Source organism: Arthrobacter sp. P1_B11 (assembly GCF_056406715.1).
Genome location: NZ_JBFTZQ010000024.1, coordinates 22,279 through 44,642 on the forward strand (window position 1 = coordinate 22,279; position 22,364 = coordinate 44,642).

Here is a 22,364-nt window from a genome sequence, read left to right on the forward strand (position 1 = left end):
GCGGGCAGCCGCAGGACTCACAGGTGACGGCACGCTGTCGCTAGTTGCTCGGAGGTGGCCTCGATGGCTGGGTGGAATGCTGATACGGCGGCCGGCCCGCTGGGGGCCGGGACGGTCACGTTGGTCGAGGGTTCATCCTTTTGCATTTCTTTGCCGAACGGGGACATCCGTGCCGAACATCCCCATGGCCTCTTCGTGCAAGACGCCCGCATCCTCTCGGGCTGGAGCCTTACGGTTGACGGCCAGCCGCTTGAGCCGCTGGCGGCCGAAACGAAGGAGCCGTACCGGGCGCTGTTTGTCGGACGGGTTCCCCGCTCAGACGGCTACGCCGACAGCCCCCTGATCGTGGAGCGCCTGCGGGAAGTGGGGGCCGGCATCCAGGAGCAGGTCACCGTTCGCAACTACTCCCTGGAACCGGCCGACTGCGTAATAGCACTGAGGATCGAGGCGGACTTCGCGGACCTCTTCGAGGTCAAAGAGGCACGGATCCAGCGGCGCTGGGAAGAAAGCCGCCAGGCCGACGCCGACGCTCTCACCGTTCGGGGCGTCTGGCAGGACGTCCGGAAGGGCGTGGTTGTCCAAGCCCCCGGTGCGGACATTTCGGCGGATACCGTGACGTACCGGGTGTCCGTCCCGTCGCACGGACACTGGAGCACAGTCCTGACCGTGCTGCCCAGCACCGAGGGAGCCGGTTCCGCGACGGCATTTGTCCATTCTGACGGGGAGGGATTGTCCCCCCGGGACCGGCGCCGACGGGATTGGGTGGCGAAGATTCCGGTCCTGCAGATGGGGAACCGCTCGATAGAAAGGACCCTGCGTCGCAGCTACGACGATTTGGGCGCTCTTCGGATCGAGGACCCCAATCATCCGGAACGTGTCGTGGTGGCCGCTGGCGCGCCGTGGTTCATGACCCTGTTCGGCAGGGACTCGCTGTGGGCTTCGGTAATGGCGATGCCGGTGGACCCGTCCCTGGCCCTGGGCACGTTACAGACCCTGGCAGACCGCCAGGGAACCGTGGTGGACCCGATGACCGAGGAGGAACCGGGCAAGATCCTCCACGAGGTCCGGCTCGACGTTTCCAGCGGGCTATCTCTGGGCGGCAAATCAAACTACTACGGCAGCGTCGATGCGACGCCCCTGTTCCTGATGGTGCTCGGGGCGGTCAGCCGCTGGGGATTCGCCGCGGATACCATAGCTGCCCTGCTGCCCCATGCGGACCGTGCGCTGGAGTGGATCATGAACTACGGGGACAGGGACGGCGACGGCTTCGTCGAGTACCAGCGCCTCAATGACCAGGGGCTGATCAACCAGGGCTGGAAGGATTCCTGGGATGGCATCAACTTCGCCGACGGAACCCTGGCCGAGCCGCCCATCGCACTCTGCGAGGTCCAGGCCTACGTCTACGTCGCGTATCTGTCGCGCGCGTGGCTGGCGTACGACGCCGGGGACACGGCTTTTGCGAACGAACTCGCCGACCGGGCGGCGCGGCTGAAGAAACAGTTCAACGAGCAGTTCTGGATACCTGAACGCGGGTACTATGCCATCGCCCTCGACGGCAAGAAGCGGCAGGTCGACGCGTGCGCTTCGAACATGGGGCACTGCCTGTTGCAGGGCCTTATTGACGAGGACAAGGCCCCGCAGGTGGCGGAACGCCTGATGTCCCCGGAAATGTTCAGCGGCTGGGGCGTACGTACTTTGGCCAGCGACATGGGCGCGTACAACCCCGCCAGCTACCACAACGGATCGGTCTGGCCCCACGACAACGCAATCGTCGCCGCCGGACTCCTCCGCTACGGCTTCGTGGCCGAGGCGCAACGGATCGCCACCGGCATGATGGATGCGGCCGAGCACTCCGACGGCCGCCTCCCCGAGCTGTTCTGCGGCTTCAGCCGGGAGCAGCTCGCCACACCCGTGCCCTATCCAACGGCGTGCTCGCCGCAGGCCTGGGCAGCGACCGCCCCGATCCAGCTCGTGACCAGCCTGATGCGGTATGACCCGGTCGTTTCCGCCGGCGGCGTATGGATGGATCCCGTTCTTCCGGAGTCGTATGGGGACCTGCACATCACCAACGCTCCGCTGGGCGGTGGCCGCATCACTATCGATATTGCCAACTCCGTCCCCTCCGTCCAGGGACTGCCTGAAGGGATGGCGTTCCACCGCGGGCACCGTCCGTGGATGATTGAACTGGTCGAGCAGGCCCATCGCCGGCGAACTGAAGCACGCCGCCAGGCGGACCGGCCGCCCTCAGGTTAAAGAGGTTTTAAGCGGGGGGTAAGCAGGCGCCGGCGTTGAATCCGGCCTTTTGCCGTGCCACAATTAGCTGAACGTTCACGGAGTGAACATAACGTTCACGCAACCCCCTCAAGCCCTGGCATTGCTCCCGCCAGCCCTGAAGAACACAAAGAAAGCAGAAGGAGAACCATGGACGTGCTGTCCGAGATCGCGGGATGGACTGGAGCAGCAGTGATGTTGACCGCCTACCTGTCCGTATCCATGGGCTGGGTCCGGACGGGACGGCGCTTCCAAGTGGGCAATCTCCTAGGTTCATTCGCCTTCATCATCAACGGCGCCTACCACGGCGCCTGGCCCTCCGTAGTGACCAACATCGTCTGGTTCCTCATCTCGGTCACTGGCCTCCTGCGGATCCTGCGCAAGGGCAACGCCGCTGAACCAGCAATCAGCATCGGTTCTTTGCAAACCGCATCGGCGCAGGGGCAAATTACATCGGTTTCGCAGAATCCGGGAGGATGCCAAACGGAATTTACGGGACATCAGTCCGGCGCCTGCTTGCCGGGTGCTGAACGATACCGCGAACCCGCTTCGGCCTGCGATATGGGCCCTTCAGTCGTTCCTGCCAATGCACATGCGTAGACGGTCCGGGGCGAAGTTCTAAACCGCCCAGTCGGTGTCGTCGTAGGCGCGGCCGCGGAAGTGGGCGCGGAGGTACTCCCCCACAACGGCAGCCCCCAGGTCCCCGGCCTCGGGCGCAACGACCCGGCCGTCGATCCGGCGGACCATACGCTGGACGAACGTTTCGAGGCCTGGGTCATCGCCGAGCCGGAAGAACGTTGCTTGGGTGCCGGCACGCCCTAGGCGGTCCAGCTCGGCGACCGTGGCGCGGATGGTTTCCGGGTCCGGCGGCCAGCAGAACCACGACTCGCCGTCGGGCAACAGGTGCGCCGTGGGCTCGCCGTCGGTCACCACGAGGAGGACGGGCTGCATCGAAGGGTGCTTGCGGAAGAAACGGCCAGCCAACAGCAAACCGTGATGCAGATTGGTTCCCTGCTCCCGCAGGGCCGGAAGGGCCGTGAGCTCGCCGATGTCCATGGACTGGGCGTAGCGGCCGAACGTGATCAGCTGCAGCCGGTCCCCGCGGAACCGGGTTGAGACGAGGTGGTGCAAGGCGAGGGCGGTGCGTTTCATGGGCACCCATCGCCCCTCGGCGGCCATCGAGAACGACACGTCGGCGAGCAGCACGACGGCGGCCTGCGTGCGCGCCTCCGTCTCCGTCACCTCGATGTCACCAGCGCCAAGGCGCAGGCCGCGGCTGGGATCACCGCCGTCGGCAATGGTCCGGCGGATCGCGTTGGTCATGGTACGGGTAACGTCCCACGGCTCTGCGTCGCCGAACTCCCACTGGCGGCTGGACCCGGTCTGCTCGCCGGCCGCCCCGGCGACGCGCGCGTCGCGGCGCCCCTGCCGGCCGGACAATTGCCTGGCGGTGTCCCGCAACAGCGACCTGCCGAGCCGTCGCATGGCCTGCGGCGACAACCTAAGGTCGCCGTCGGCCCCGCGGCGCAAGTAGCCGCCGTCCTGCATCGCCCGCTCGATTTCGGCGAGGGTGCGGGCCGTCACGGAAGCATTCTGTCCGAGTTGGCGGGCGAGGGCATCGAGGTCCAGGTCGTCAAGGCGCGACCCGTTGTACGACTGGGAGAGCTGTTCGGCCAGCTCGTCGAGTTCGGCGATGTCCTGGAGCACGCCGGTGCCGTCGCCCAGCCCGAGTCCTTCCTGACCCTCGAAACGTTCGGAGCCGCTCCAGTCCTCGCCGGGGCGCAGGGCGCGCAGGCTGGAGTCGAGTTGACCGAGCTGGGCCATGAGTTCGGGCGAGCCGAACGCCTGGGCGGACAGCCGCATCAGCTCATCGCGCTGCTCCGGGGACATGGATTGCAGGAGCCGCTGGGCGGCAGCAGCCCGCTGGGCGAGGGCGTCCACCAGCTCCTCGACTGATTGTGGATTTTCCGAAAAGAACTGGCCGTGCCGGGCCATGAACTCCTGGAAGTCCGCGTCGGTGTCCTCACCGCGCCGGTGTTTGCCGAGCAGCTCGTTGAGGTCGCGCAGCATCTCGCTCACGGCTGCGCGGTCCTCATCGGTGGCGTTCTCGAGCGCCTGTTTCATGCCGGCGAACCGCTGGTCAAGCATTTCGCGGCCCAGCAGGTCCTTGATCCTCTCGTAGGCTTCCCGGGCGGCGCTCGACTGCCAGTCATAGGAGGCGAGTTCGTTGACCGCTGCTGCCGTGGATCGGGGCAGGTTCTGCAGTTGCAGCTCCCGGAAGGCACGGTCGGTGTTGTCCATCATGGCGTCGCGGGCGAGCTGCTTGCGCTCCTCCAGCACCGCGGTGTCGAGCAGCTTCTGGACCTCGCTGAGGGTGCCGTCCAGCCGGTGATGGCTAAGCAGTTCACTCCGGCGCTGTTGAACGCGCCGGGCGAGGTCGTCGAGCCCTTCCCGGTTCCGGCCGCCGCGCCGCAGGAACTCCTGCAGGGCGTGCCGGGGCGAGTAGCCTGCCATGACGTCCTCGGCGACGGCGTCAAGTGCCTCCGCCAGGTCCACCGGCGGGGCGAGCGGATCCGGCCCTCCGGTGTACCGGCCGTATTTGGAGGACCGGTTGTGAACGCCCATGACCCCTCCTGTACCTAGCCGTAGGTCGTCGCCTCGTCGTCGGACTCCTTGGAGATCCGCCGGGCGAGGTAGAGACCTTCCAATGCAAGTTCGACGGCGGCAGCCCGCTGCCCGTCGCTTTTCGCGCCCAGGCGCTCACTGATCTGGTCGTAAAGGCGGGAACCGTTAAGGGACGGGAGGTTTTGGAGGAACTCCCGCGCGGTGACCTGTTCCCCGGTAGTTACGGTCTTGTGGCCGTCGAGCGCAGCCACAAGTGGGGCCATATCGAGACCCTTAAAGTGCGCCCGCACCGCTTCGGCGGTGGCGGTGCGCAGGAGGTGGTCAAGGACGCCTTGTTCACGCCCTTCCTCACCGGACTCGAACTCAAGCTTCCCCGTGAGGACTTCCGCTGCGGCCTCCAGGTCGACGATCCGGGCGACGGCCTCGTCCTCCCCGCGCATACTGGCCCGGCGCAGGGCCGCGGCGGCCACCGTTTCGGCGCCCGCAATGGGGAACCGCGCGGAAACCCCGGAGGTCTGGTTGATGGCCGGGGACTGCCGCAGTGCTCGTGTATAGCGGGCCAGGATCTCGAGGATGACGGGCGGGACATCGGCCACCAGCCGCCCCTCTTGCCGGATTACGGAAACCTCGTCGTCGAGCTCTATCGGGTAGTGGGTGCGGATCTCGGCGCCGAAGCGGTCCTTCAGGGGCGTGATGATCCGGCCGCGGTTCGTGTAGTCCTCAGGGTTGGCAGACGCGACGACGAGCACGTCGAGCGGCAGCCGCAGCACGTAGCCGCGGATCTGGATATCGCGCTCCTCCATCACGTTGAGCATGGCCACCTGGATCCGCTCGGCGAGGTCGGGCAGCTCGTTGATGGCGATGATCCCGCGGTTGGAGCGCGGGACAAGACCGTAGTGGATGGTTTCCGGGTCCCCGAGACGGCGGCCTTCGGCCACCCGCATCGGGTCGACGTCGCCGATGAGGTCGGCGACGGAAGTGTCCGGCGTCGCGAGCTTTTCGACGTAACGTTCCGAGCGGTGCCGCCACGCCACCCGCAGCCGGTCCCCTTCGGTGATGGCGCGGGCTCGGGAGTGCTCCGTGATCGGTTCGTACGGGTGTTCGTTCAGCTCCGATTCCTCGATCACTGGCGACCACTCGTCCAGCAGCCCGGCAAGCGTGCGGAGCAGCCGTGTTTTGCCCTGTCCCCGTTCGCCGAGCAGGACGACGTCGTGGCCGGCGATCAGGGCACGCTCGAGCTGGGGAAGGACGGTCCGGCTGAAACCGAACATCCCGGGCCACGGATCGCGGCCGGCGGCGAGCGCAGCGAGGAGGTTGTCGCGGATTTCGTGGCGCAGGTCCTTGTGGACGTGGCCGGCTGCACGCAGTTCGCCAACAGTGAAGATATCGGGACGGTCACTCACCTCTCTACGGTAGTCCTCGAACGTGCGGGGAATCGAGCAAATTCTTCCGATTCCCGGTCGGGGCCCCTGCCGCTACGCTTGATCCTGATGACTGCAGCAGCGCCGGCGGCACCACCGGCACCACCGTCGGGACCGCAGAGAACCCTTCTCCTGCTGGTGCGCCACGGGGAAACGCCCACCACGGGCAAGGTCCTGCCGGGGCGGGCCCCGGGATTGCATCTGTCCGACCGGGGCCGGGCCCAGGCTGACCGGGTCGCGGAACGGCTCGCGGGCCTTCCGGTCGATGGCGTCTACTCCTCGCCGCTGGAGCGCACCCGTGAGACAGCGGAGCCCGCGGCAGCCCGCACCGGACTGGCGGTGCAAGAGGACGCCGGCCTCATCGAGTGCGACTTCGGCGAGTGGACCGGCGTCCAGCTCGCCGAACTGGCGGGCCTGCCGCAGTGGCAGACCGTGCAGCACAGTCCGTCGGCCTTCCGCTTCCCAGGCGGCGAGAGTTTCACGCAAATGCAGGCGCGGATCGTCGGGGCGCTCGAGGCACTGTGCGCAGCCCACGCCGGGGGCGTCGTCGTATGCTTCTCCCACGCAGATCCCATCAAGGCCGCTGTGGCCCACGCCCTGGGCACGCACCTGGACCTCTTCCAGCGGATCGCCATCAGCCCGGGGTCGGTTTCGGCCATCGCGTATGTGGAGGGCCAGGCGCCCGCTGTGCTCATGGTGAATTCGACGTCGGAACCCCTCAGTGGGCTGAGGGCGGGATAGCGGGTGTCGGGGCGGGAGGTGACACTGCTCGGCGCGGGACGCGTCGAGCTGCTCGGACGCCTCCCGCGCAGCAGCAACGAGACGTTCCTTGTTCAGGTCTCCTATGGGGACGACTCCGCTCGGGCGGTCTACAAGCCGGAAACCGGGGAACGGCCGCTGTCCGATTTCGAGCCCGGACTGTACCGTCGGGAACGCGCGGCGTACCTGCTCAGCGAGGCCCTGGAGTGGGGAATCGTGCCGCTGACGGTGATTCGCGAGGACGCCCCGTTGGGGATCGGTTCGCTTCAGTGGTTCATCGAGTGCGACTTCAGCGAGCATTACTTCACTCTGTATGCCGACGCACCAGAGACCCATCGCGACCTGTCCCAGATCGCCCTGTTCGATTACATCGCCAACAACACCGACCGCAAGAGCGGGCACGTGCTGCGCGGCCATGACGGACGGGTGTGGGGCATAGACCACGGGCTGTGCTTCTCGGCAGCGTTCAAGCTGCGCACCGTGATCTGGGACTTCGCGGGTGAACCCATCCACGGCGCCCTGCTCGAGGACATCGCTCCGCTCGCGGAGGCCGTGCCTGTCGAGGTGGCCGAGCTCCTCGACGACGCGGAGGTCACCGCACTGCAGCGCCGGGTGCGGCGCATGCTGCACGAAAGGGTGCTGCCGGTTGACCGCACCGGCATGCGGTACCCGTGGCCGCTGGTGTGAGTGTCCAGGACTCTTTGACGGCTGCACCTCAGCCGTCGATGCCCGGCCTGAGGCTGAGGTCGCGCCATTGGTCCAGTTCCGTGCGCTCTGCCTCTTCAACCGGAATCACATAAACGCGGTGGCGTTGGCGGGTGAACCGGTTCCTCCGGTGATGTTCAGAGGCTTGATGCTGATGAACGCGTCCCAGTTGCCGGCGCTTTTCATGTATCGACTGAGGGGTCCGAGCCGCCATAGTTCGCCTAGGGGCATGCCGAGTTTGGCGAGGAGTTGCTGGTGCATCATGCCGTGGTCGTGGGGGGCACTGCTAAGGAAGGGGCTTGCTGGGACCGGGGGTAGGCATTCGAGAGCAAAGTTGTCGGCGGCAAGGAGCGCGACCCGGTGGTCCCACGCCCAGGCGACAAACTCCTGTGACTGACCGACGCCGGTGGCCCGCCGGCTGTCACGGGTCCGTTGTTTGTCCTCCAGTGTCAGGTCCAGGAACCATTCGCACCAGCCGGTGTGGAGCATGACGATGTCGCCCGGCCGGAGGCTGACGGACTGGGCCTCGGCTGCCGCCTGGATCAGGTCAAGGCCGAGCGGTTCGCCTCCAGCATGGTCGATGGGAGAACCCTGGCCGGCGCGATATCCCTCGAGGTCTATCAGCACTCCCCTGCCGGCAATGGGTTTGTCTGCCCATTCTTGAATGCCGAGGTCCGGCGTGCCTTCCCTAATCCGGTCATCCGGGGTGCCGTTGTAAAAGCCGACGTCGTCCGCCCGGCGGTGGCGCAGTCCGTCGATCTGGGTAGATCCCTGGAGGTAGTACCCGTCCAGGTAGTCGTCGCGGTGGGCAGGATGGGAGGAGTAGATCGTGTGGCGCGGTGCACTGCGTTTGAGTGACATTCCGGGATCGAAGGCGTCGGCTGGGTAGTCGAGGCCGAAGACCGTGCCGGTCCTGATGCAGCTCCTGGCTTCCAGGATGGTGTCCTGGACGATGAAGGATGGCGTTCCGCGGTCCGGTTCGGGAAACAATCCCCAGGATGTCCCGGCAAGCCGGCCTTCCCTTTCGAGCAGTTCGGCGAACCTCGGGTAGGTGCCGTCGCCGGTCGGGTTTGTCATCGTGTGGTTGCTTCCTGCCGTGTCTGTCCCTGTTTCTGGGGGTGCTTGTAGCTGAGGAGGAAGCCGGCGACGGCGCACACGGAGGCCGCGATGCACAGCGGGGGTTTGATGGATTCGTTGAAGAATCCCAGCCAATCGCCTTGGCCGGTGGTGAGGGCGATGGCCTGGCCTGCCACGAACAGAATGCCGCCAAGGAGGAGTGCAGCGAGGGTCAGGACGAAGATGGCTTCGATGGCTCGTCTGGTCTGGTGCATGTCTTGGTTCCTTTAGATCGGCAGAATGCCGACGATGATCAGCACGCCGATTCCCAGCAGCGGCAGGGCATAGTGGGTGAGCAGGCGGGCGAAGGTCTTGAGCGGGTCCACATCAGCGATGCCGCAGGCGACGTAGAGCGGCGCGCCTCCAGGGGGAACCGCCGCTTCGCAGGAAGAGAAGATCAGCACGGCGACGGCGGCGGTGGTCGCCGGGACGCCGGCGGCAACGAGGGTGGCGACGCCCACGGTTCCGACGGCGGCCATCGTGGCCGTGGCGGAGAGCGGCGCGGCGACGGCGATGACGATCAGCCCGATGAGGATCGCGAGGAGCCACAGGGGCAGGTTCAGCTGGTTGAGCAGCGCCGTCATCTGTTTTGGCAGCCCGGTGGCGGCGAGGGCGTTGGCCCCGGCAAAGGCGAAAACTACCGTTATCCCCACAATGCCGAACCTCGGGGAGGACTCCCGCAGCAGGGCCCACCAGGCGCGGCCGCTGCCCGGAAGCTGTTTCCTGCCCAGCAGGGCCCCGGTGATGAGGAGGACGACCGGGATCCAGACGATGACGCTGACGGTTTTGGTGATGTCGCCTCCGGTCCACTCCGACAGTGCCGTGGCGATGGCGCCGGAGGTGATGATCAGCGGGATGGCCACCACAATGAACAGCAGCAGGGTGGCCCAGCCACGCCCAAAGGCTATCCGGGCAGTCAGCCGGTGTGCGGGGTCCAGCGGCGTCATCCCGCTCTTGCGGATCAGCAGCCAGGTGACAATCAGCCGGTGCAGGAAGCACCACAGACCGCCGATGAGCAGGGGAAGAACGAGCGAATTGACGTTCAGCAGGGGGCCGACGGTGGCGGACCCGACGAGGACGAACATGGAGGCACTGAAAGGGAAGGTGRTGCCCATTCCGGCGTTTCCGGCCACGAGCGTCGCGGCCGAGGGCTTGTCGAGCCGGGATTTCTCCATCCAGGGGATGGTCACCGAGCCGACGGTCGCGGCGATGGCAGCCTGGTTGTGCACGACCCCGCCCAGACCGGCGGACGCCACGGTGGACACCCAGGCGGGGCCCCCCTTGACGCCGCCGATCAGGGAGTTCAGCAGGTCGATGAGCCTGTCCAGCACGCCGGTTTTGTCGAGCAGGTATCCCATGAAGACGAACGCCATGGTGGCGTAGACGATTTCGTCCGTGGCGGCCGAGTACAGGGAGGACCAGCCGATCTGTGCCGCGGCGGCTCCCGTGAACGGGAGCACGGCCAGGAAGCCGAGGATCATGGCTTCTCCGACGCTGCGTTTGATCAGTGTCGTCCAGAGCAGGATGACGGCCAGGTAGGCCCCAAGGGCCCAGATGCCGATCATGCTGCTGCTCCTGACAGGGAATTTCGTACTAGAAGGTTCATCGTTGGTTCCTGTAAATGATTCTGCCCGATGCCGGGGTCAGCGCAAGGCCGGCGCCATCGGCGCCGTTTCCTGGGCCATGCGTGTCATGGCGGTGGCTGAGGCCGCCGTCATTTCGGCGGGTACTCCGAGCTCGGAGAGATAGCTGGCGGTGTCCTGCATTTCCTTGGAGCGGCGCAGGGCGTGTTTGGTGGTGCCGGTCAGGAACCTGTCGATGACTGCCTGGCCGTCGCCGGCGAGTTGCCCGGCGATCTGGGTGCGGATCCAGCCTTCCAGCCCGGCGGCCCGTCCGGCGGTGACCGCTTCGACGACGACTGAGGCCATGCCTTTCATCAGGACGCTGCGGAGCAGTTTGTGGGCCATCGCGGCTCCCGGTTCCCCGGCGGCGATGTCGACGTCGGCGCCCAGCGGGGACAGGAGCTGGGCCACCGCCTGTGAGCCGGGGCCGCTGACCATCAGGGGTGTCTTTACACCCTGGGTGGGGACGGGTCCGAGGATGGCGACGTCGGCGAAGAGGGCGGCGCCGGGCAGCCGCCCCAGTTCCTGCATCACCTGGGGTGAGGAGGATGTGAAGTCCGCATAGCAGCTGCCGGCAGGGAGGACCGGCAGGCATTCCTGGGCCACGCTTCGCGCGGCGGCCGCCCCGGTGAGGACGAGGACGATGTCCGCGCCGAGGCAGGCCTCGCCGGCGGTTGCCGCCCGGACGACTCCGGCCGGAGTGGACGGGGCGACAGGATCAAATCCCGTAACGCTGTGGCCTGCTGCGACCAGGGCTGATGCATAGGTTGCCCCTGCTTCTCCGAGACCGATGACGGTGCATGCTGTCATGAGTTTGTGTCTTTCTTGCTTAGTGGCGGGAGGCGACGATGGTGGCCCGGCGGTCGGTTTCGTCGGCGAAGACGGCCTCGGCGGCTTCCGCCACGGTTGCTGCCTGTTCCCGGGGGACGACGACGACGCCGTCTGAATCGCCGATGATGATGTCTCCGGGCAGGACGGGGACACCTCCGAAGGAGACGGGTGTCCCCAAGCGGGAGGGCCCGTCCTTGTAGGGGCCGGCGGGGGTGGTGGCTCGGGCAAAGACGGGCATGCCGATCTCGCCGAGGGCTTCGGCGTCGCGGGCCGCGCCGTCCAGGGCGAATCCGGCGAGGCCGAGGTTGATGGCCCGTTCACCGATCAGTTCACCCAGCAGCGCCCGGGATTCGTCCCCGCCGCCGCTAACGACGATGACGTCTCCGGGTCGGGCGAGCTTCAGGGCGCGGTGGATGCCCTGGTTGTCTCCCGGGCGTGTCCAGACGGTGAAGGCGGGTCCGGCCAGGCGGGCGCCGGGCCAGATGGCCTGGATGGCTGAGTCGGCGACTCCGAGGCGGTCCATGGCGTCGCCGATGTTGGCGGCGGGGAGCTTGGCGAGGCGCTCGACTAGGGCCCGGTCGGGGCGGGCGAAGTCCGCGTTGGTGTCTTCAAGGACGGGCGTTGTCATGGTGAATTCTTCCGTGGGTGGCGGCAGGAGGAGGGGCTAGTTTTTCTTCTGGACCAGCGGAAGGGCCTTCTTGAAGTCCTCTTCCTGTCCGGCCCAGAACTTCTCGTAGTCGGCGCCTGAGAGGTAGCTGGTCTGAAGGCCGAGGGCGCTCATCTTTTCCTTGACGGCAGGGTCCTCGATGGCCTTCTGCAGGGCGGCTTCGAGCTTCTTGGCGACGGCGTCAGGGAGCCCGGCGGGTGCGGAGTATCCGCGGGCGGTGCCCGCTTCGACGTCGTAGCCGGATTCCTTGAAGGTGGGGACGTCCGGCAGCGAGGGTGAGCGTTCGGCCGTCATGATGCCCAGGACACGGGCCTTGCCCTGCTTGGTCAGGTCGGTCACGTCGCTGACGTTGGCGACCAGGACATCCACGTGCTTGCCAAGGAACGCGGTGGTGGCCTGGGATGCGCCATCGGAGAAGTGCACCGGGGCGAACTCGGAACCGGTGGTTTCCTGAATCTGGGCCAGGGCGAAGTGTTCGCCGGTCTGCAGTCCGGTGGTGCTGGCGGTCATGGATTTCGGATTGGCCTTGGCGGCGTCGAGGAGTTCCTTCAGCGTCTTGTAGGGGCTGTCCGGCTGCACGGCGATGACGGCCGGATCGACAACCTGCCGTCCGAGGGGCTGGAAACTGGCCCGGGTGTACTTGGCGCCGCGGGCCGGGTCCAGAGGTGAGACGACGACCGACGGGGAGCCCGTTGCGCCGATGGTGTAACCGTCGGGCTTGGCGCTGGTCAGTGCCGTGTAGCCGATCTGCCCGCCGGCGCCGGGCTTGTTAATGACCTCGACGTTCGTGCCTAGTTCTCTTTCCAGAATGGGCTGGACGAGGCGGGCCGCGGTGTCCACGGCACCGCCAGAGGAGAAGGCCACGATCAGGTCGATGGACTTGCCCTTCTTGGGGAAGTCGTCCCCGGAGACGGTGGAGGCGCCGGCGTTGGCGCCGCAGCCGGTGAGAGCGATGAGGGCTGCAGCGGCGAAGGCTGCGGTGATTTTTATGCGTGACAAGGGTCTTCTCCTTCGAAGAGAGGTGTGGGTTGGTAGGTAGTCGGACGTAGGGGATAAAGCAGGGTTAGGCTTCGGGGTCCTCGGTGAGGGCCTTGGGCTTGCGGAACTTCAGCAGCGGACTGCAGATGATCAGCACCCCAAGGCCGATCAGTACGGCGGAGATGGGGCGGTTGACGAAGACGCTGAAGTCGCCCTGGGAGATTTCCAGGGATTCGCGCAGTGAACGTTCCATCAGCGGGCCCAGCACCAGGGTGAGGACCATCGGCGCCAGTGGGATGTCCAGGTTCCTCAGGGCCAGGCCGAGGAGTCCGAAGCCGATCATGACGAAGACGTCGAAGACGCTGAAGTTGATGGTGTAGGCACCGATGACCATGAACAGCAGGATCAGGGCGGTCAGGATGGGAGTGGGGACGCGCAGGATAGAGGTCCAGAGGCCGACCAGGGGGACGTTGAGCAGCAGCAGTAGCAGGTTGCCGATGAAGAGGCTGGCGATGATGGCCCAGGCGATGTCGGAGTGTTCAGTGAACAGGCTGGGTCCGGGCGTCAGGCCTTGCTGAAGGAAGGCGCCCATCAGCACGGCGATGGTCGGGGATGCCGGGATGCCGAGGGTGAAGAGCGGGATCAGGGCGGCGTTGGCGTGTGCGTTGTTGGCTGTTTCGGGGCCGGCCACTCCTTCCACCGCGCCTTTGCCGAGTTGGTGGCGGAAGCGGGAGAACTTCTTCTCGGCGGCGTAAGACAGGAGGGACGACACCGATCCGGTCATGCCTGGAATGAGTCCGAGGCCGAAGCCGACGCCTGTGCCCCGGGCCATGGCGGGGGCGCTGCGGCGCCAATCCGCCCGGGTCGGGAGCAGTGAGCGCATGCCGGGGGCGTGCACCAAGGGGGTCTCCGCGTTCTTGCGGTAGGACAGGATTTCGGAGAGCCCGAAGACGCCGACGATGACGGCGACGAAGCTGACGCCGTCCAGGAGCCGGTCCATCCCGAAGGTGAAGCGAGGGGCGCCGGCGACAGGGTCGATACCCACCATGGAGATCAGCAGGCCCAGGGCCCCGGAGATGAGGGCCTTGACCATTGACTTGCCGGCCAAGGCAACCAGCAGGGAGATGCCGACGACCATGAGTGCGAAGAACTCCGGCGGGCCGACGAGCAGGCCCAGTTCACCGAGTGGCTTGGCGGCGGCGACCAAGCCGATGGTGGCGATGGTTCCGCCAACGAAGGATCCCACCGCGGCCAGGGTCAACGCGGCACCTGCCCTGCCGAGCTTGGTCATCGCGTAGCCGTCGATCGTAGTGATCGCCGACGATGCCTCACCCGGTGTGTTCAAAAGGACGCTGGTGATGGTTCCGCCGTACTGGGTGCCGTAGAAAATGGCACACAGCATGATGATCGAGCCGGTCGGATCCAGGTTCAGGGTGAGAGGGATCAGCAGTGCCACGCCTGCTACGGGGCCGACGCCGGGAAGGACTCCGATGATGGTGCCCAGCAGGCAGCCCAGGAAGGCGAAGATCAGGTTTTGCCATGTCATGGCGGCCGCGAAGCCGCCGAGCAGTTCGTTGAGTGTGTCCACGATTAGAGTCCGATCAAGTTCAGCGGAGCGAATGCCGAAACGGGAAGTGCGACGTTGAGGCCGTAGTTAAAGGCATAGAACGCGCCGACGCTTCCGGCGAGGGCGATGATCAGCGAAGACACCCAGGTCCGGCCGCCGCGCAGTTTCAGGTGATACAGCAGGAACAGGAACATGCTCAGCTGGAAGCCAAGCAAGTCCATGACCGACGCCAGAACAACGAGGCTGACCACGACGGCGATCACTACCCCCCGGTCGATCCCCTCGGACCTCTCGCTCGGCCGGCGAAGCTCCTGGACCAACCAGAGAGCTGACATGGCCACCAGCACCCCTCCCATGGCGAACGGGAACAGGCCGGGGCCAGGGCCCAGCGATGTCCACAGGCCGAGGCCGACCGAGCTGACCAGGACGTACACGCCGACGGCGGTGAACGCACCGATGCCTGTCAGCACCGAGGGAGCGACGCGGCTGGTGCTCCTTGGTTTGGTCACTACTGACTCCATTGTCATCTTTTCCTTCTTACGCTCCGTGTTAGTTCATTTCATAGAATGAAAGAATATTGCGCCTGAAGAAATAGTGACAGGCGACACAGGCCCTGTCAAGCGCAAGGAAGTTACATACAATGAAAGAATGACGGTGACTTCGACACACTCAGCCAGCTCTCCCGAGGACGGCCCGAAGTCCGGGAACATGCGCTCGCTGTCACGGGCAATGGAGCTCTACGCCGAACTGCAACGCGCGGAGCGGCCACAGCGCCTCAGTGACCTGGCCAGGGCCTGCGGCATGAGCCTGCCGACCACGCTGCGGATCCTGCGCGTCCTTCAGGACTTCGGCATGGTCAGCCAGACTGACAAGTCCTACCGGATAGGGCCGGCGGTCCTGCCTGCCGCCCGAAGCTATCTAGAGAACGACCCCCTGGTCGTGGCCGCGCGACCGATCCTTCAGCAGGTGGCCTCCCAGACCGGGCTAACGGCATCGCTGTACACGAGGCTCGGCTTCGAAAGGATCCTCGTGGCACGCGTCGACGGCGACTCGCCCCTCCGCTACGACCTGCCGCTGGGCAAGCGCCTCCCCCTCACGGTGGGGGCGGCCGGGAAGATCCTGCTGGCCTCGGTCTCGGAGGAAGAACTTCAGCAGGTGGTGTCTGCAGCCATCGCAGCCGGGCATGAAGACAGTACGTTCACGGCCGACGAGCTTCGGGCGCGCCTGCCGGAACCAGGGGTCGACTACGCCTATTCCGCCGATGAGCGGGCCACCGGCGTCTTGTCCGTAGCCGTCGCCGTGCCCAACAGGGGTGGCCGCCCCAGCGAATCCATCGCCCTGACCAGTCCCGTCGAGACAGCCAGCGAAGGCGGCCTCAATGCCGGCGTTCCGGAACTCCGGCGCGCCGCCGGCAGGCTCTCGGAACTCCTCGAAGGTTCCGTCTACTAGTACGCCTCGAGAATGCCAGCGGGGTAAGCCACGGTTCAAAGGGCGCCAAGGTGTGGGACACATCTGGTCTGTCCGCCGCTCTTGCTGGCACACTGAGCCGATGACGGAACCTCAACACCAGTCCAGGCGGCCCGGCATCCGCGCCGCGATGTTCGTTGACTTCGACAACGTCTACACGGGCCTGATGGCATTGGACCCGGCCGCGGCCAGGAGATTCGCAGAGGATCCCAAACATTGGACGGAAGCGTTGGCCGATGGCGGCGCAGGTGAGGAATCCCGGCGCTTCCTGATCCGCAATTGCTATCTCAATCCGGTGGTCTACTCCAAGTACAGGCCGTACTGGACCCGGGCGGGTTTCCGCGTGATCGATTGCCCCTCCCTCACGCAACGGGGCAAGTCCAGCACCGACATCAATCTGGTGCTGGACGCGATGGACGCCCTGTCCGGCGCGGCACAAGTCGAGCAATTCTTCATCGCGTCGGCGGATGCGGACTTCACGTCCCTGATCCAGCGGTTCCGGGCGGCTGACCGCATGACAACCGTCATTGCCGCCGGCGCCGTAGCATTCGCGTACCGGGAGATGGCCGATAACGTGGTGGAGTCCCACGACTTCGTGGCAATTCTCAACGGGACCCCGGCCGGAGTCCCCCGCATGGTGGCGTCTGCCGGACTTGGTGCACCGCTCCGCACCGCACCAGGTGTCCCAGGATCCGCGACGGCGGCGGCCGACGAGGTCCGCGCCCTGGTGCAGGCTGCGCCGGGCCCGGTCACCGGGGCGGTTGCGGCGCACAGGGCCCTGACCGCAGACCCGTCGCTCAAGACCGACTGGGGCGGCTTCGGCAAGTTCGGGGCCTGGATCGCCCAGATCGGCCAGGGCGTGCAGTACTCGTCCACGCCGTCGCCCGGCTGGGTGTGGGACGCCAAGCGGTTTTCGCCGGAGCTCTCCGCGCTGGCACCCGAGGGCCGGCCGGCGATCGAGGAGCAGGTCACCCGGGTCACTGACGTGCCGGCGCTGTCGTCCGAACAGTTCCGTCAGGTTTTCCTGTCGCTGGAGGCGAAGTTGCGCGAGCACTCAGGCAATCGCAGCGAACTGGCACGGTCCGTCCGGGACGACTGTGTTGCGGCCGGGCAGCCGGTGTCCCGCTCAGCCGTCAACTTCGTGATCCAAGGCGTGGTGTACGCGGGCGGATCCCTCCCGGACGACATGCCGGCCAGGGACCTCGCTGCCGCGTGGACAAGAAATGTTGAAGAGCTGTGCCGGCTTGCCCTCATGGAGTTCGACGACGCAGAAAAGCTCGCGCTCCGGCGCTGGGCCGGCGGCGGGCTGCTGGAGAGCTAGCCGACGGCGGGACGTCCCCGCCGCCGACATTGATTTAGCCCCGCGCTGTGGCTGCACTCTGGTGGGCACGGGTTAGGTTTTGCTGGTTGTCGACGTCAGCAAGACCGTCGAGAGTCAACCCTACGCCGCGATGAATAGTGCCCAGCCAGGCAAGGGATCCACCGGTAATGGTGGCCCGGTCTCTCCGGGACCGGCGGCACTGGCAAGTACGTGCGGCCAGTCGGGCGGTTCCCACTCCTGTTGTTCGCTGGGATAGGAGCGTCCCGCGGGTGAGATCCAGCTTGGCGGCTGGTCCCGGGTGGCGTCACCTGGCCTCCACGCTGAGGTGTGTTTGAGTCGGTGGTGCCTCCGGCACGGCTGGCCCAGGTTGGTGATGCCGGTGCCGCCTCCCTCGGACCAAGCCAGCAGGTGGTCCGCTTCATTATCCAAGGAGTGGTTGTTGCAGCCGGGAAAAGGGCAGCGTCCATCCCGAAGCCGCAACCATTGGCGCATCGCCTTCGGAACCCGGTAGCTGGTGCGGCCGATCTCCAGCGGCGCTCCGCTGCCCGGATCGGTCAGCACTCGCAGGAACGATCCGGCGCCATCCGCGACCAGCCGGCGGGCCATGCTCGCCGGAATAGGACCGTACCCGTCCAGCGTGGCCGGGTCCGTCCCGGTGCCCAAGAGCGACAACACCGGAACGGTCACCATGACCTGCGCCTTGGGCGACGGGGTTCCTTCCGCCACCCCCACCAGCAGCCAGTCAGCGGCGACGTCCGCACGGAGCTGGGTCAGAGTCCGGGATTCGGTCGGCCCCTGCAGGGTACGCGCCGCTTCCGTGGCACGGGACCAAACAGCCGCTGCCACATCCGCAGTCACATAGGCCGAGAGCCAGGCCATGCCGTCCCGGTCCGGGACATATTCCAGCCGGCGGCCTTCCGCACCCCTGCGGTGGCGCGCTTCGATGCTTACGGGATGGTGCCGCTCACGCCAGCTGCGCGCTTTGGCGCGGAACCTTCCCGGCACCAGCTCCCCCGCCGGGCAGCCACGCGCTGCAAAGGGAGCTTCGGGGTCCAGGAAATGAGCCTCCAAGGCAGCAGCCGCGGCAGGGTCCAGACCCGATGTTTCATCACACATCACCCGCGCGTGCTGCCATGAAATGCTCCCTGCCCGCAGCGCAGCGAACGTCAGTGGCAACCCGGTGGTCAGGGTGGCTGAGTCCGCCAGTAACGCCGCTGCCGATCTCTCACTCACCGTCATGACACAGGCCACCTCTGCTGTCACTGCCATTTCCTGGGCCGTGCGCTCCTGCGGCGAAACCGCCGGGGCCGCCATGGCTGCGGCAGCGTGGGCGTATCCGGCGGCGAAGTGCACTTTCAGCGCGGCCATCATGGCTTCCATGGTGCCCGCCTCAGCCAGACCGTCCAGGCAGGCGTCCGCTTCGTCCTGAAGAGGATCAGCACCAGGCGGGGCCACGTTCCCGGCCCCGCGACCGGCAAATGCAGCCAACGCAGCAAGGGAGGCCTGCATGGCCTCCAACGTCTCCGCAACTGCTCTGCCTTCCATACGCACAGCATGACAGCAGGCACTGACAATAACGCCGGCCTCGGAGTTCCAGGCAATGTCAGCTTTCCAGAATCTGCCTGATCCCGAACTTTCCGACAGCGAACATCCGCGGATTATCGTCGGAGTTGCTCAGCATGGCGGTGGACAGGATGAGAGCCCAGCCCCGGGCCCTCATCCAGGTGTCCCGTTCCACTGCGGGGCCAAAGGCGTCCATGAAGCGGCGGCGGGCGCCGGCGTCGAACATCAGCCACCCCACCGCAAGATCGACAGCAGGGTCCCCTGCCCCGACGTCGCCGAAATCGATGACCCCAGCCAGCGAGCCGTCGTCCGCCAGAAGGATATTGCCCGGGTGAAGGTCCCCGTGGAGCATCATCGCCGGACCATCCCAGGCTTTAGCAGCACAGGTCCGCGCCCACACCGCTCTCAGCGCTGCTGCCTGCGGGTAGCGTTCGCGGTCCCCGAGCCGTTCCACCACCGCAGCGTCACGGTCCGTCAGCGGCACGCCGCGGAACGGATTCATCGGGACGCATGTTTCGGCGGGCACGTGGAGGGACCGGAGAAAATCGGCCAGGCCCTCAGCGGCCCGCCCGCGGTCTGCCGGACCGACGTCGGCCGCGGCGGCTCCGGGGACCCACCGCACGATGCTCCAAGGCCAAGGAAAGTCCGACGTCGGCCGGCCGGCATGGACGGGCACAGGAACCGCAACCGGGGAGCGGCGGGCTATGTCGGGAAGGTAGCGCCGCTCATGCAGTATTAGCGAAACGGCCTCCGCCCTGCGCGGCAGCCTCACGGCCAGGTCCTCGCCGAGCCGGAAGGTCGCGTTGTCCCAGCCGTTCGCAACCCGCGCCAAAGGACGACCGCCGAGGTCGGGCCGCTGGTCCCGGACGAGGCACTGGACGACTGCGTCACTCACTTCCACCGTTGCTGGTGGCATCCCCGCCATTCAGAGATCCGCCTCCCTGTTCCTGCGATGCAATCTGGTCCTCTCCCTTGTCCGAATATAGTTCAGATTCCCGAGAGCGGATGGGGCGCCTTCGCGCAGCCAGGTTTAGGCGCGAAGCAGGCGATGAAGCGGACGACGGCGGGACTTCCCGCCGTCGTCCGCTCAGAAAAAGCTGGCTAAGTAAAGCTGGCTGCTCGAGGCGCTTCAACGATGGCCAGTTGGCCGGTGGTGTCAGGGACGCCAGGAAACTGCACCTGCGGGGCCTCGGCAGCGGCCGCCGGCGAATCCTGTACGGACCGCATGCGAAGAAGCGCTACTGCGGAAATGAGGAACCAGGCAATATTCGTGACCACGGACGGCCACGCTTCGTGGAAGGCGCCATTGATAATGAAGGCACAGGCACCCAGGAGATTCGCGGCTTGGAAGCCCTTGCCAGCCTTCAGCCACCCCATGGACACCGCCAGGAAAGCACTGAGAATCGCAACCGCGCCTGCCCAGCCGGAAATTTCAAACAGCAGTTCCATGATGTCCTTTCAGGGGTGGTGCCCGGTTGCCATCCGCCGGGCGGAGTGGAGCTGGCGGGCTATAGGTGGGCGTTTTGGTAGAGGCCATTGCCGACTGAATCACTGGATCAGCGTTTGCTCCGCCGTCCGCGCGAGGGCTTCATTCGCTTGGACCGCCAGTCTGGATTTCCGCTGTTGGTTTTGGCTTTCAAAAGCAATTATGAGCACGACATGCGTGTAGTTCAATTGCATTCCTCTGAAGATGTGGTTTAGAACTACTTAACATGGATATTGATCCGCGCCGGCTGCGAGTTCTCCTTGCGATCGCCCGCACCGGCGGGGTGCTCGCCGCGGCTGACGAACTGGGAATCACGCCCTCGGCCGTGTCCCAGCAGCTCAGCAAACTAGAGGACGAGACGGGGCATGCGCTGGTGGTGCGCACACCCAAAGGCTCGGTTTTGACACCCGCCGGCATGGCCGTTGCAGAAGCCGGCGAAGAGATCGAACGCGCCCTCAGCGTCGCCCGCGCCCGCATGGAGGGCGGGGCCAAGGTCGCGGGGGTGGTGCGGGTGGGCGGATTCACCAGCTTTGTCCGCACGGTGGTGATCCCGCGCTTGCCCGAGTGGCGCATCCGGTACCCGCAATTGCAGATCCGGCTGATTGAAGACGACTTCCCTGACTTGTTACGTCTGCTCCGGCAGCGCGAGCTCGACGCTGTTGTGGTCGAGCTCGATTCGATGACGGCCGGCCAGCGTTCACTTTCCGCCGGAATGATCGAGGAGCCCCTGCTGGACGAGCCCTGGAAACTGGTGGTTCCCGCGGGCGCCCTGCTCACTACAGAGAACATCGACCTTGGGCATCTGCCACTTCTCTGGCTCGGTGTCGACTCCTCAGCCGCCAACGCTGCGGTGCTCGGCCGGCTCCGTCAGTCCATCGGTGCCCAGATGGAGACGGTGCATCAATATCAGGAAACGCTGACCGCACTGGCACTGGTCGCGGCGGGGGAGGGTGTCGCCATCGTACCCACCTTGGCATTGAGCGGCGTCAGCCATGACGGGGTGGACGTCCTGGACGTCCCTGGACTGGGCACGCGACGCATCGTCCTGCGACGGTTCGACCGCCGGCGGTCAGCCAGCATGCCCGTGGACACCGTCGCGCGCCTTCTACGGGAATCGGCAGCGGCGTTCGACACGCGGTCGACGTCCTGACCGCCTACAACTTTTCGTGCCTTTTGGCGTGTGGGACGGGACTTCGAAGCAAGGTCATGCGACCCCGGAAAGTGCACTCGTTACGGGTTAGGCAATAGTCTGGCCAGATGGGGACCAATGCCGTGAACTCCGGCGAACAAATGGACAGGCAGTCGCGCATTCTCGAGGCGGCGCTGGATCTGCTGTCCCGCCATGGGATTTCGGGTGTGAGCATGCGGGCCGTGGCCCGCGAAGCCGGCGTCGCGCTGGGCCTGGTGAACTACTACTACGACGACAAGACGAGCCTGATACGGGCAGCCCTGCGCCGGGTCGACGAACACGACCTTCTGCTCGTGGCGCCCGACCCGTCGTCAGACCCGGAGCGACAGCTGCGCCAGGCCCTGCGGCGAGTGGCAGCCGCTGATCTGCTGACCACCCGCTATCTGTCCCTGCGCCTGCACCTTTGGGCCCTCGCCCAGGCGGACGAGGGCTATGCACAGATCAACGCCGAGGCCTTCGACCGCTATCTCGACGGCCTCGCTGCGCTGGTTTCCAACGCCCAACCCGATCTTTCATGGGAGGCATGCAGGGAGCGGGCGGCTGACATTGTCGTCATCCAAAACGGCATGTGGCTGACGGCGCTTCTCGGCGTTGATGAGGCCTCCATCCAGCGAAGCATCGCCCGGACGGAGCAAATCGCCTTCGCGCCGCTTCAGGACCGCACCATCAAGGATCACCGGCTTCACGAGTCCTGAACCACCGGCAACCGGGCAGAGTGAGCTCCATAAGTAGCATTGAACAACTGTTCAAGAAAAGTATTGAACACTCGTTCAATG

At 66.1% G+C, this 22,364-nt stretch carries 21 protein-coding genes; 8 read left to right on the forward strand and 13 right to left on the reverse strand.

Translation table 11 applies throughout. The features are described from left to right. The first annotated feature begins 63 nt into the window (after positions 1-63). Entirely contained in the window at positions 64-2,253 is a 2,190-nt protein-coding gene (locus AC1D14_RS17125) for an amylo-alpha-1,6-glucosidase (protein WP_230120990.1), read from the forward strand. Positions 2,254-2,421: 168 nt separating this feature from the next. Continuing rightward, a complete protein-coding gene (locus AC1D14_RS17130) occupies positions 2,422-2,871 on the forward strand; it encodes a CBU_0592 family membrane protein (RefSeq protein WP_230120988.1) in 450 nt (149 codons plus the stop codon). Between the two features lie 18 nt (positions 2,872-2,889). Here AC1D14_RS17130 and AC1D14_RS17135 read toward each other — a convergent pair whose 3' ends face one another. Next, the gene (locus tag AC1D14_RS17135) at positions 2,890-4,896 is read right to left on the reverse strand and encodes a vWA domain-containing protein (protein WP_476968867.1); all 2,007 of its coding nucleotides are present in this window, start codon (positions 4,894-4,896) and stop codon (positions 2,890-2,892) included. 14 nt (positions 4,897-4,910) lie between these two features. Then, positions 4,911-6,299 (reverse strand): sigma 54-interacting transcriptional regulator, encoded by a 1,389-nt coding sequence (locus AC1D14_RS17140; RefSeq protein WP_476876789.1) that lies wholly within the window; start codon positions 6,297-6,299, stop codon positions 4,911-4,913. Positions 6,300-6,386: 87 nt separating this feature from the next. Between AC1D14_RS17140 and AC1D14_RS17145 the strand changes: the two genes are divergently transcribed. Beyond that, on the forward strand, positions 6,387-7,058 hold the full coding sequence (locus AC1D14_RS17145; RefSeq protein ID WP_230120977.1) for an MSMEG_4193 family putative phosphomutase: 672 nt from the start codon (positions 6,387-6,389) through the stop codon (positions 7,056-7,058). A gap of 3 nt (positions 7,059-7,061) precedes the next feature. Then, on the forward strand, positions 7,062-7,763 hold the full coding sequence (locus AC1D14_RS17150) for an SCO1664 family protein (RefSeq protein ID WP_476968868.1): 702 nt from the start codon (positions 7,062-7,064) through the stop codon (positions 7,761-7,763). A gap of 105 nt (positions 7,764-7,868) precedes the next feature. On the opposite strand, the gene AC1D14_RS17155 is transcribed toward AC1D14_RS17150, so the two are convergent. The 8 genes from AC1D14_RS17155 to AC1D14_RS17190 all read right to left on the reverse strand — a co-directional run bounded on the left by AC1D14_RS17155 (position 7,869) and on the right by AC1D14_RS17190 (position 15,089). Further along, positions 7,869-8,858 (reverse strand): cyclase family protein, encoded by a 990-nt coding sequence (locus AC1D14_RS17155; protein WP_230120973.1) that lies wholly within the window; start codon positions 8,856-8,858, stop codon positions 7,869-7,871. Then, positions 8,855-9,112, reverse strand: coding sequence for a hypothetical protein (locus AC1D14_RS17160; protein WP_476876791.1), 258 nt, complete (start codon positions 9,110-9,112; stop codon positions 8,855-8,857). The genes AC1D14_RS17155 and AC1D14_RS17160 overlap by 4 nt, the downstream gene beginning before the upstream one ends. Positions 9,113-9,124: 12 nt before the next feature. After that, positions 9,125-10,462 (reverse strand): TRAP transporter large permease subunit, encoded by a 1,338-nt coding sequence (locus AC1D14_RS17165; protein ID WP_476968869.1) that lies wholly within the window; start codon positions 10,460-10,462, stop codon positions 9,125-9,127. A gap of 78 nt (positions 10,463-10,540) precedes the next feature. Further along, entirely contained in the window at positions 10,541-11,329 is a 789-nt protein-coding gene (locus AC1D14_RS17170; RefSeq protein ID WP_230120967.1) for an NAD(P)-dependent oxidoreductase, read from the reverse strand. 19 nt (positions 11,330-11,348) lie between these two features. Then, a complete protein-coding gene (locus tag AC1D14_RS17175) occupies positions 11,349-11,978 on the reverse strand; it encodes an RraA family protein (RefSeq protein WP_230120965.1) in 630 nt (209 codons plus the stop codon). 36 nt (positions 11,979-12,014) lie between these two features. Beyond that, entirely contained in the window at positions 12,015-13,016 is a 1,002-nt protein-coding gene (locus AC1D14_RS17180; protein ID WP_476882245.1) for a tripartite tricarboxylate transporter substrate binding protein, read from the reverse strand. A 64-nt stretch (positions 13,017-13,080) separates the two neighbouring features. Next, entirely contained in the window at positions 13,081-14,583 is a 1,503-nt protein-coding gene (locus AC1D14_RS17185; RefSeq protein ID WP_476968870.1) for a tripartite tricarboxylate transporter permease, read from the reverse strand. A 2-nt stretch (positions 14,584-14,585) separates the two neighbouring features. Further along, positions 14,586-15,089 (reverse strand): tripartite tricarboxylate transporter TctB family protein, encoded by a 504-nt coding sequence (locus AC1D14_RS17190; protein ID WP_476876794.1) that lies wholly within the window; start codon positions 15,087-15,089, stop codon positions 14,586-14,588. Between the two features lie 121 nt (positions 15,090-15,210). Between AC1D14_RS17190 and AC1D14_RS17195 the strand changes: the two genes are divergently transcribed. Both AC1D14_RS17195 and AC1D14_RS17200 read left to right on the forward strand, forming a co-directional pair. Continuing rightward, the gene (locus AC1D14_RS17195; protein WP_476876795.1) at positions 15,211-16,011 is read left to right on the forward strand and encodes an IclR family transcriptional regulator; all 801 of its coding nucleotides are present in this window, start codon (positions 15,211-15,213) and stop codon (positions 16,009-16,011) included. Between the two features lie 100 nt (positions 16,012-16,111). Further along, positions 16,112-17,350 (forward strand): NYN domain-containing protein, encoded by a 1,239-nt coding sequence (locus AC1D14_RS17200; RefSeq protein WP_230120956.1) that lies wholly within the window; start codon positions 16,112-16,114, stop codon positions 17,348-17,350. 120 nt (positions 17,351-17,470) lie between these two features. Here the strand turns inward: AC1D14_RS17200 and AC1D14_RS17205 are convergent, their stop codons facing one another. The 3 genes from AC1D14_RS17205 to AC1D14_RS17215 form a co-directional block, all read right to left on the reverse strand. Then, positions 17,471-18,895 (reverse strand): HNH endonuclease signature motif containing protein, encoded by a 1,425-nt coding sequence (locus tag AC1D14_RS17205; protein ID WP_476968871.1) that lies wholly within the window; start codon positions 18,893-18,895, stop codon positions 17,471-17,473. A 58-nt stretch (positions 18,896-18,953) separates the two neighbouring features. Further along, positions 18,954-19,808 (reverse strand): aminoglycoside phosphotransferase family protein, encoded by an 855-nt coding sequence (locus AC1D14_RS17210; protein ID WP_476876797.1) that lies wholly within the window; start codon positions 19,806-19,808, stop codon positions 18,954-18,956. A 206-nt stretch (positions 19,809-20,014) separates the two neighbouring features. Then, positions 20,015-20,362 (reverse strand): CBU_0592 family membrane protein, encoded by a 348-nt coding sequence (locus tag AC1D14_RS17215; RefSeq protein ID WP_230120995.1) that lies wholly within the window; start codon positions 20,360-20,362, stop codon positions 20,015-20,017. 263 nt (positions 20,363-20,625) lie between these two features. On the opposite strand from AC1D14_RS17215, the gene AC1D14_RS17220 reads away from it, so the two are divergent. Together AC1D14_RS17220 and AC1D14_RS17225 are read left to right on the forward strand one after the other, a co-directional pair. Then, positions 20,626-21,549, forward strand: coding sequence for a LysR family transcriptional regulator (locus AC1D14_RS17220; RefSeq protein ID WP_476876798.1), 924 nt, complete (start codon positions 20,626-20,628; stop codon positions 21,547-21,549). A gap of 107 nt (positions 21,550-21,656) precedes the next feature. Next, positions 21,657-22,283: a TetR/AcrR family transcriptional regulator gene (locus tag AC1D14_RS17225; protein WP_476968872.1), complete on the forward strand. Its 627-nt coding sequence runs from the start codon at positions 21,657-21,659 to the stop codon at positions 22,281-22,283. Positions 22,284-22,364: the final 81 nt, after the last annotated feature.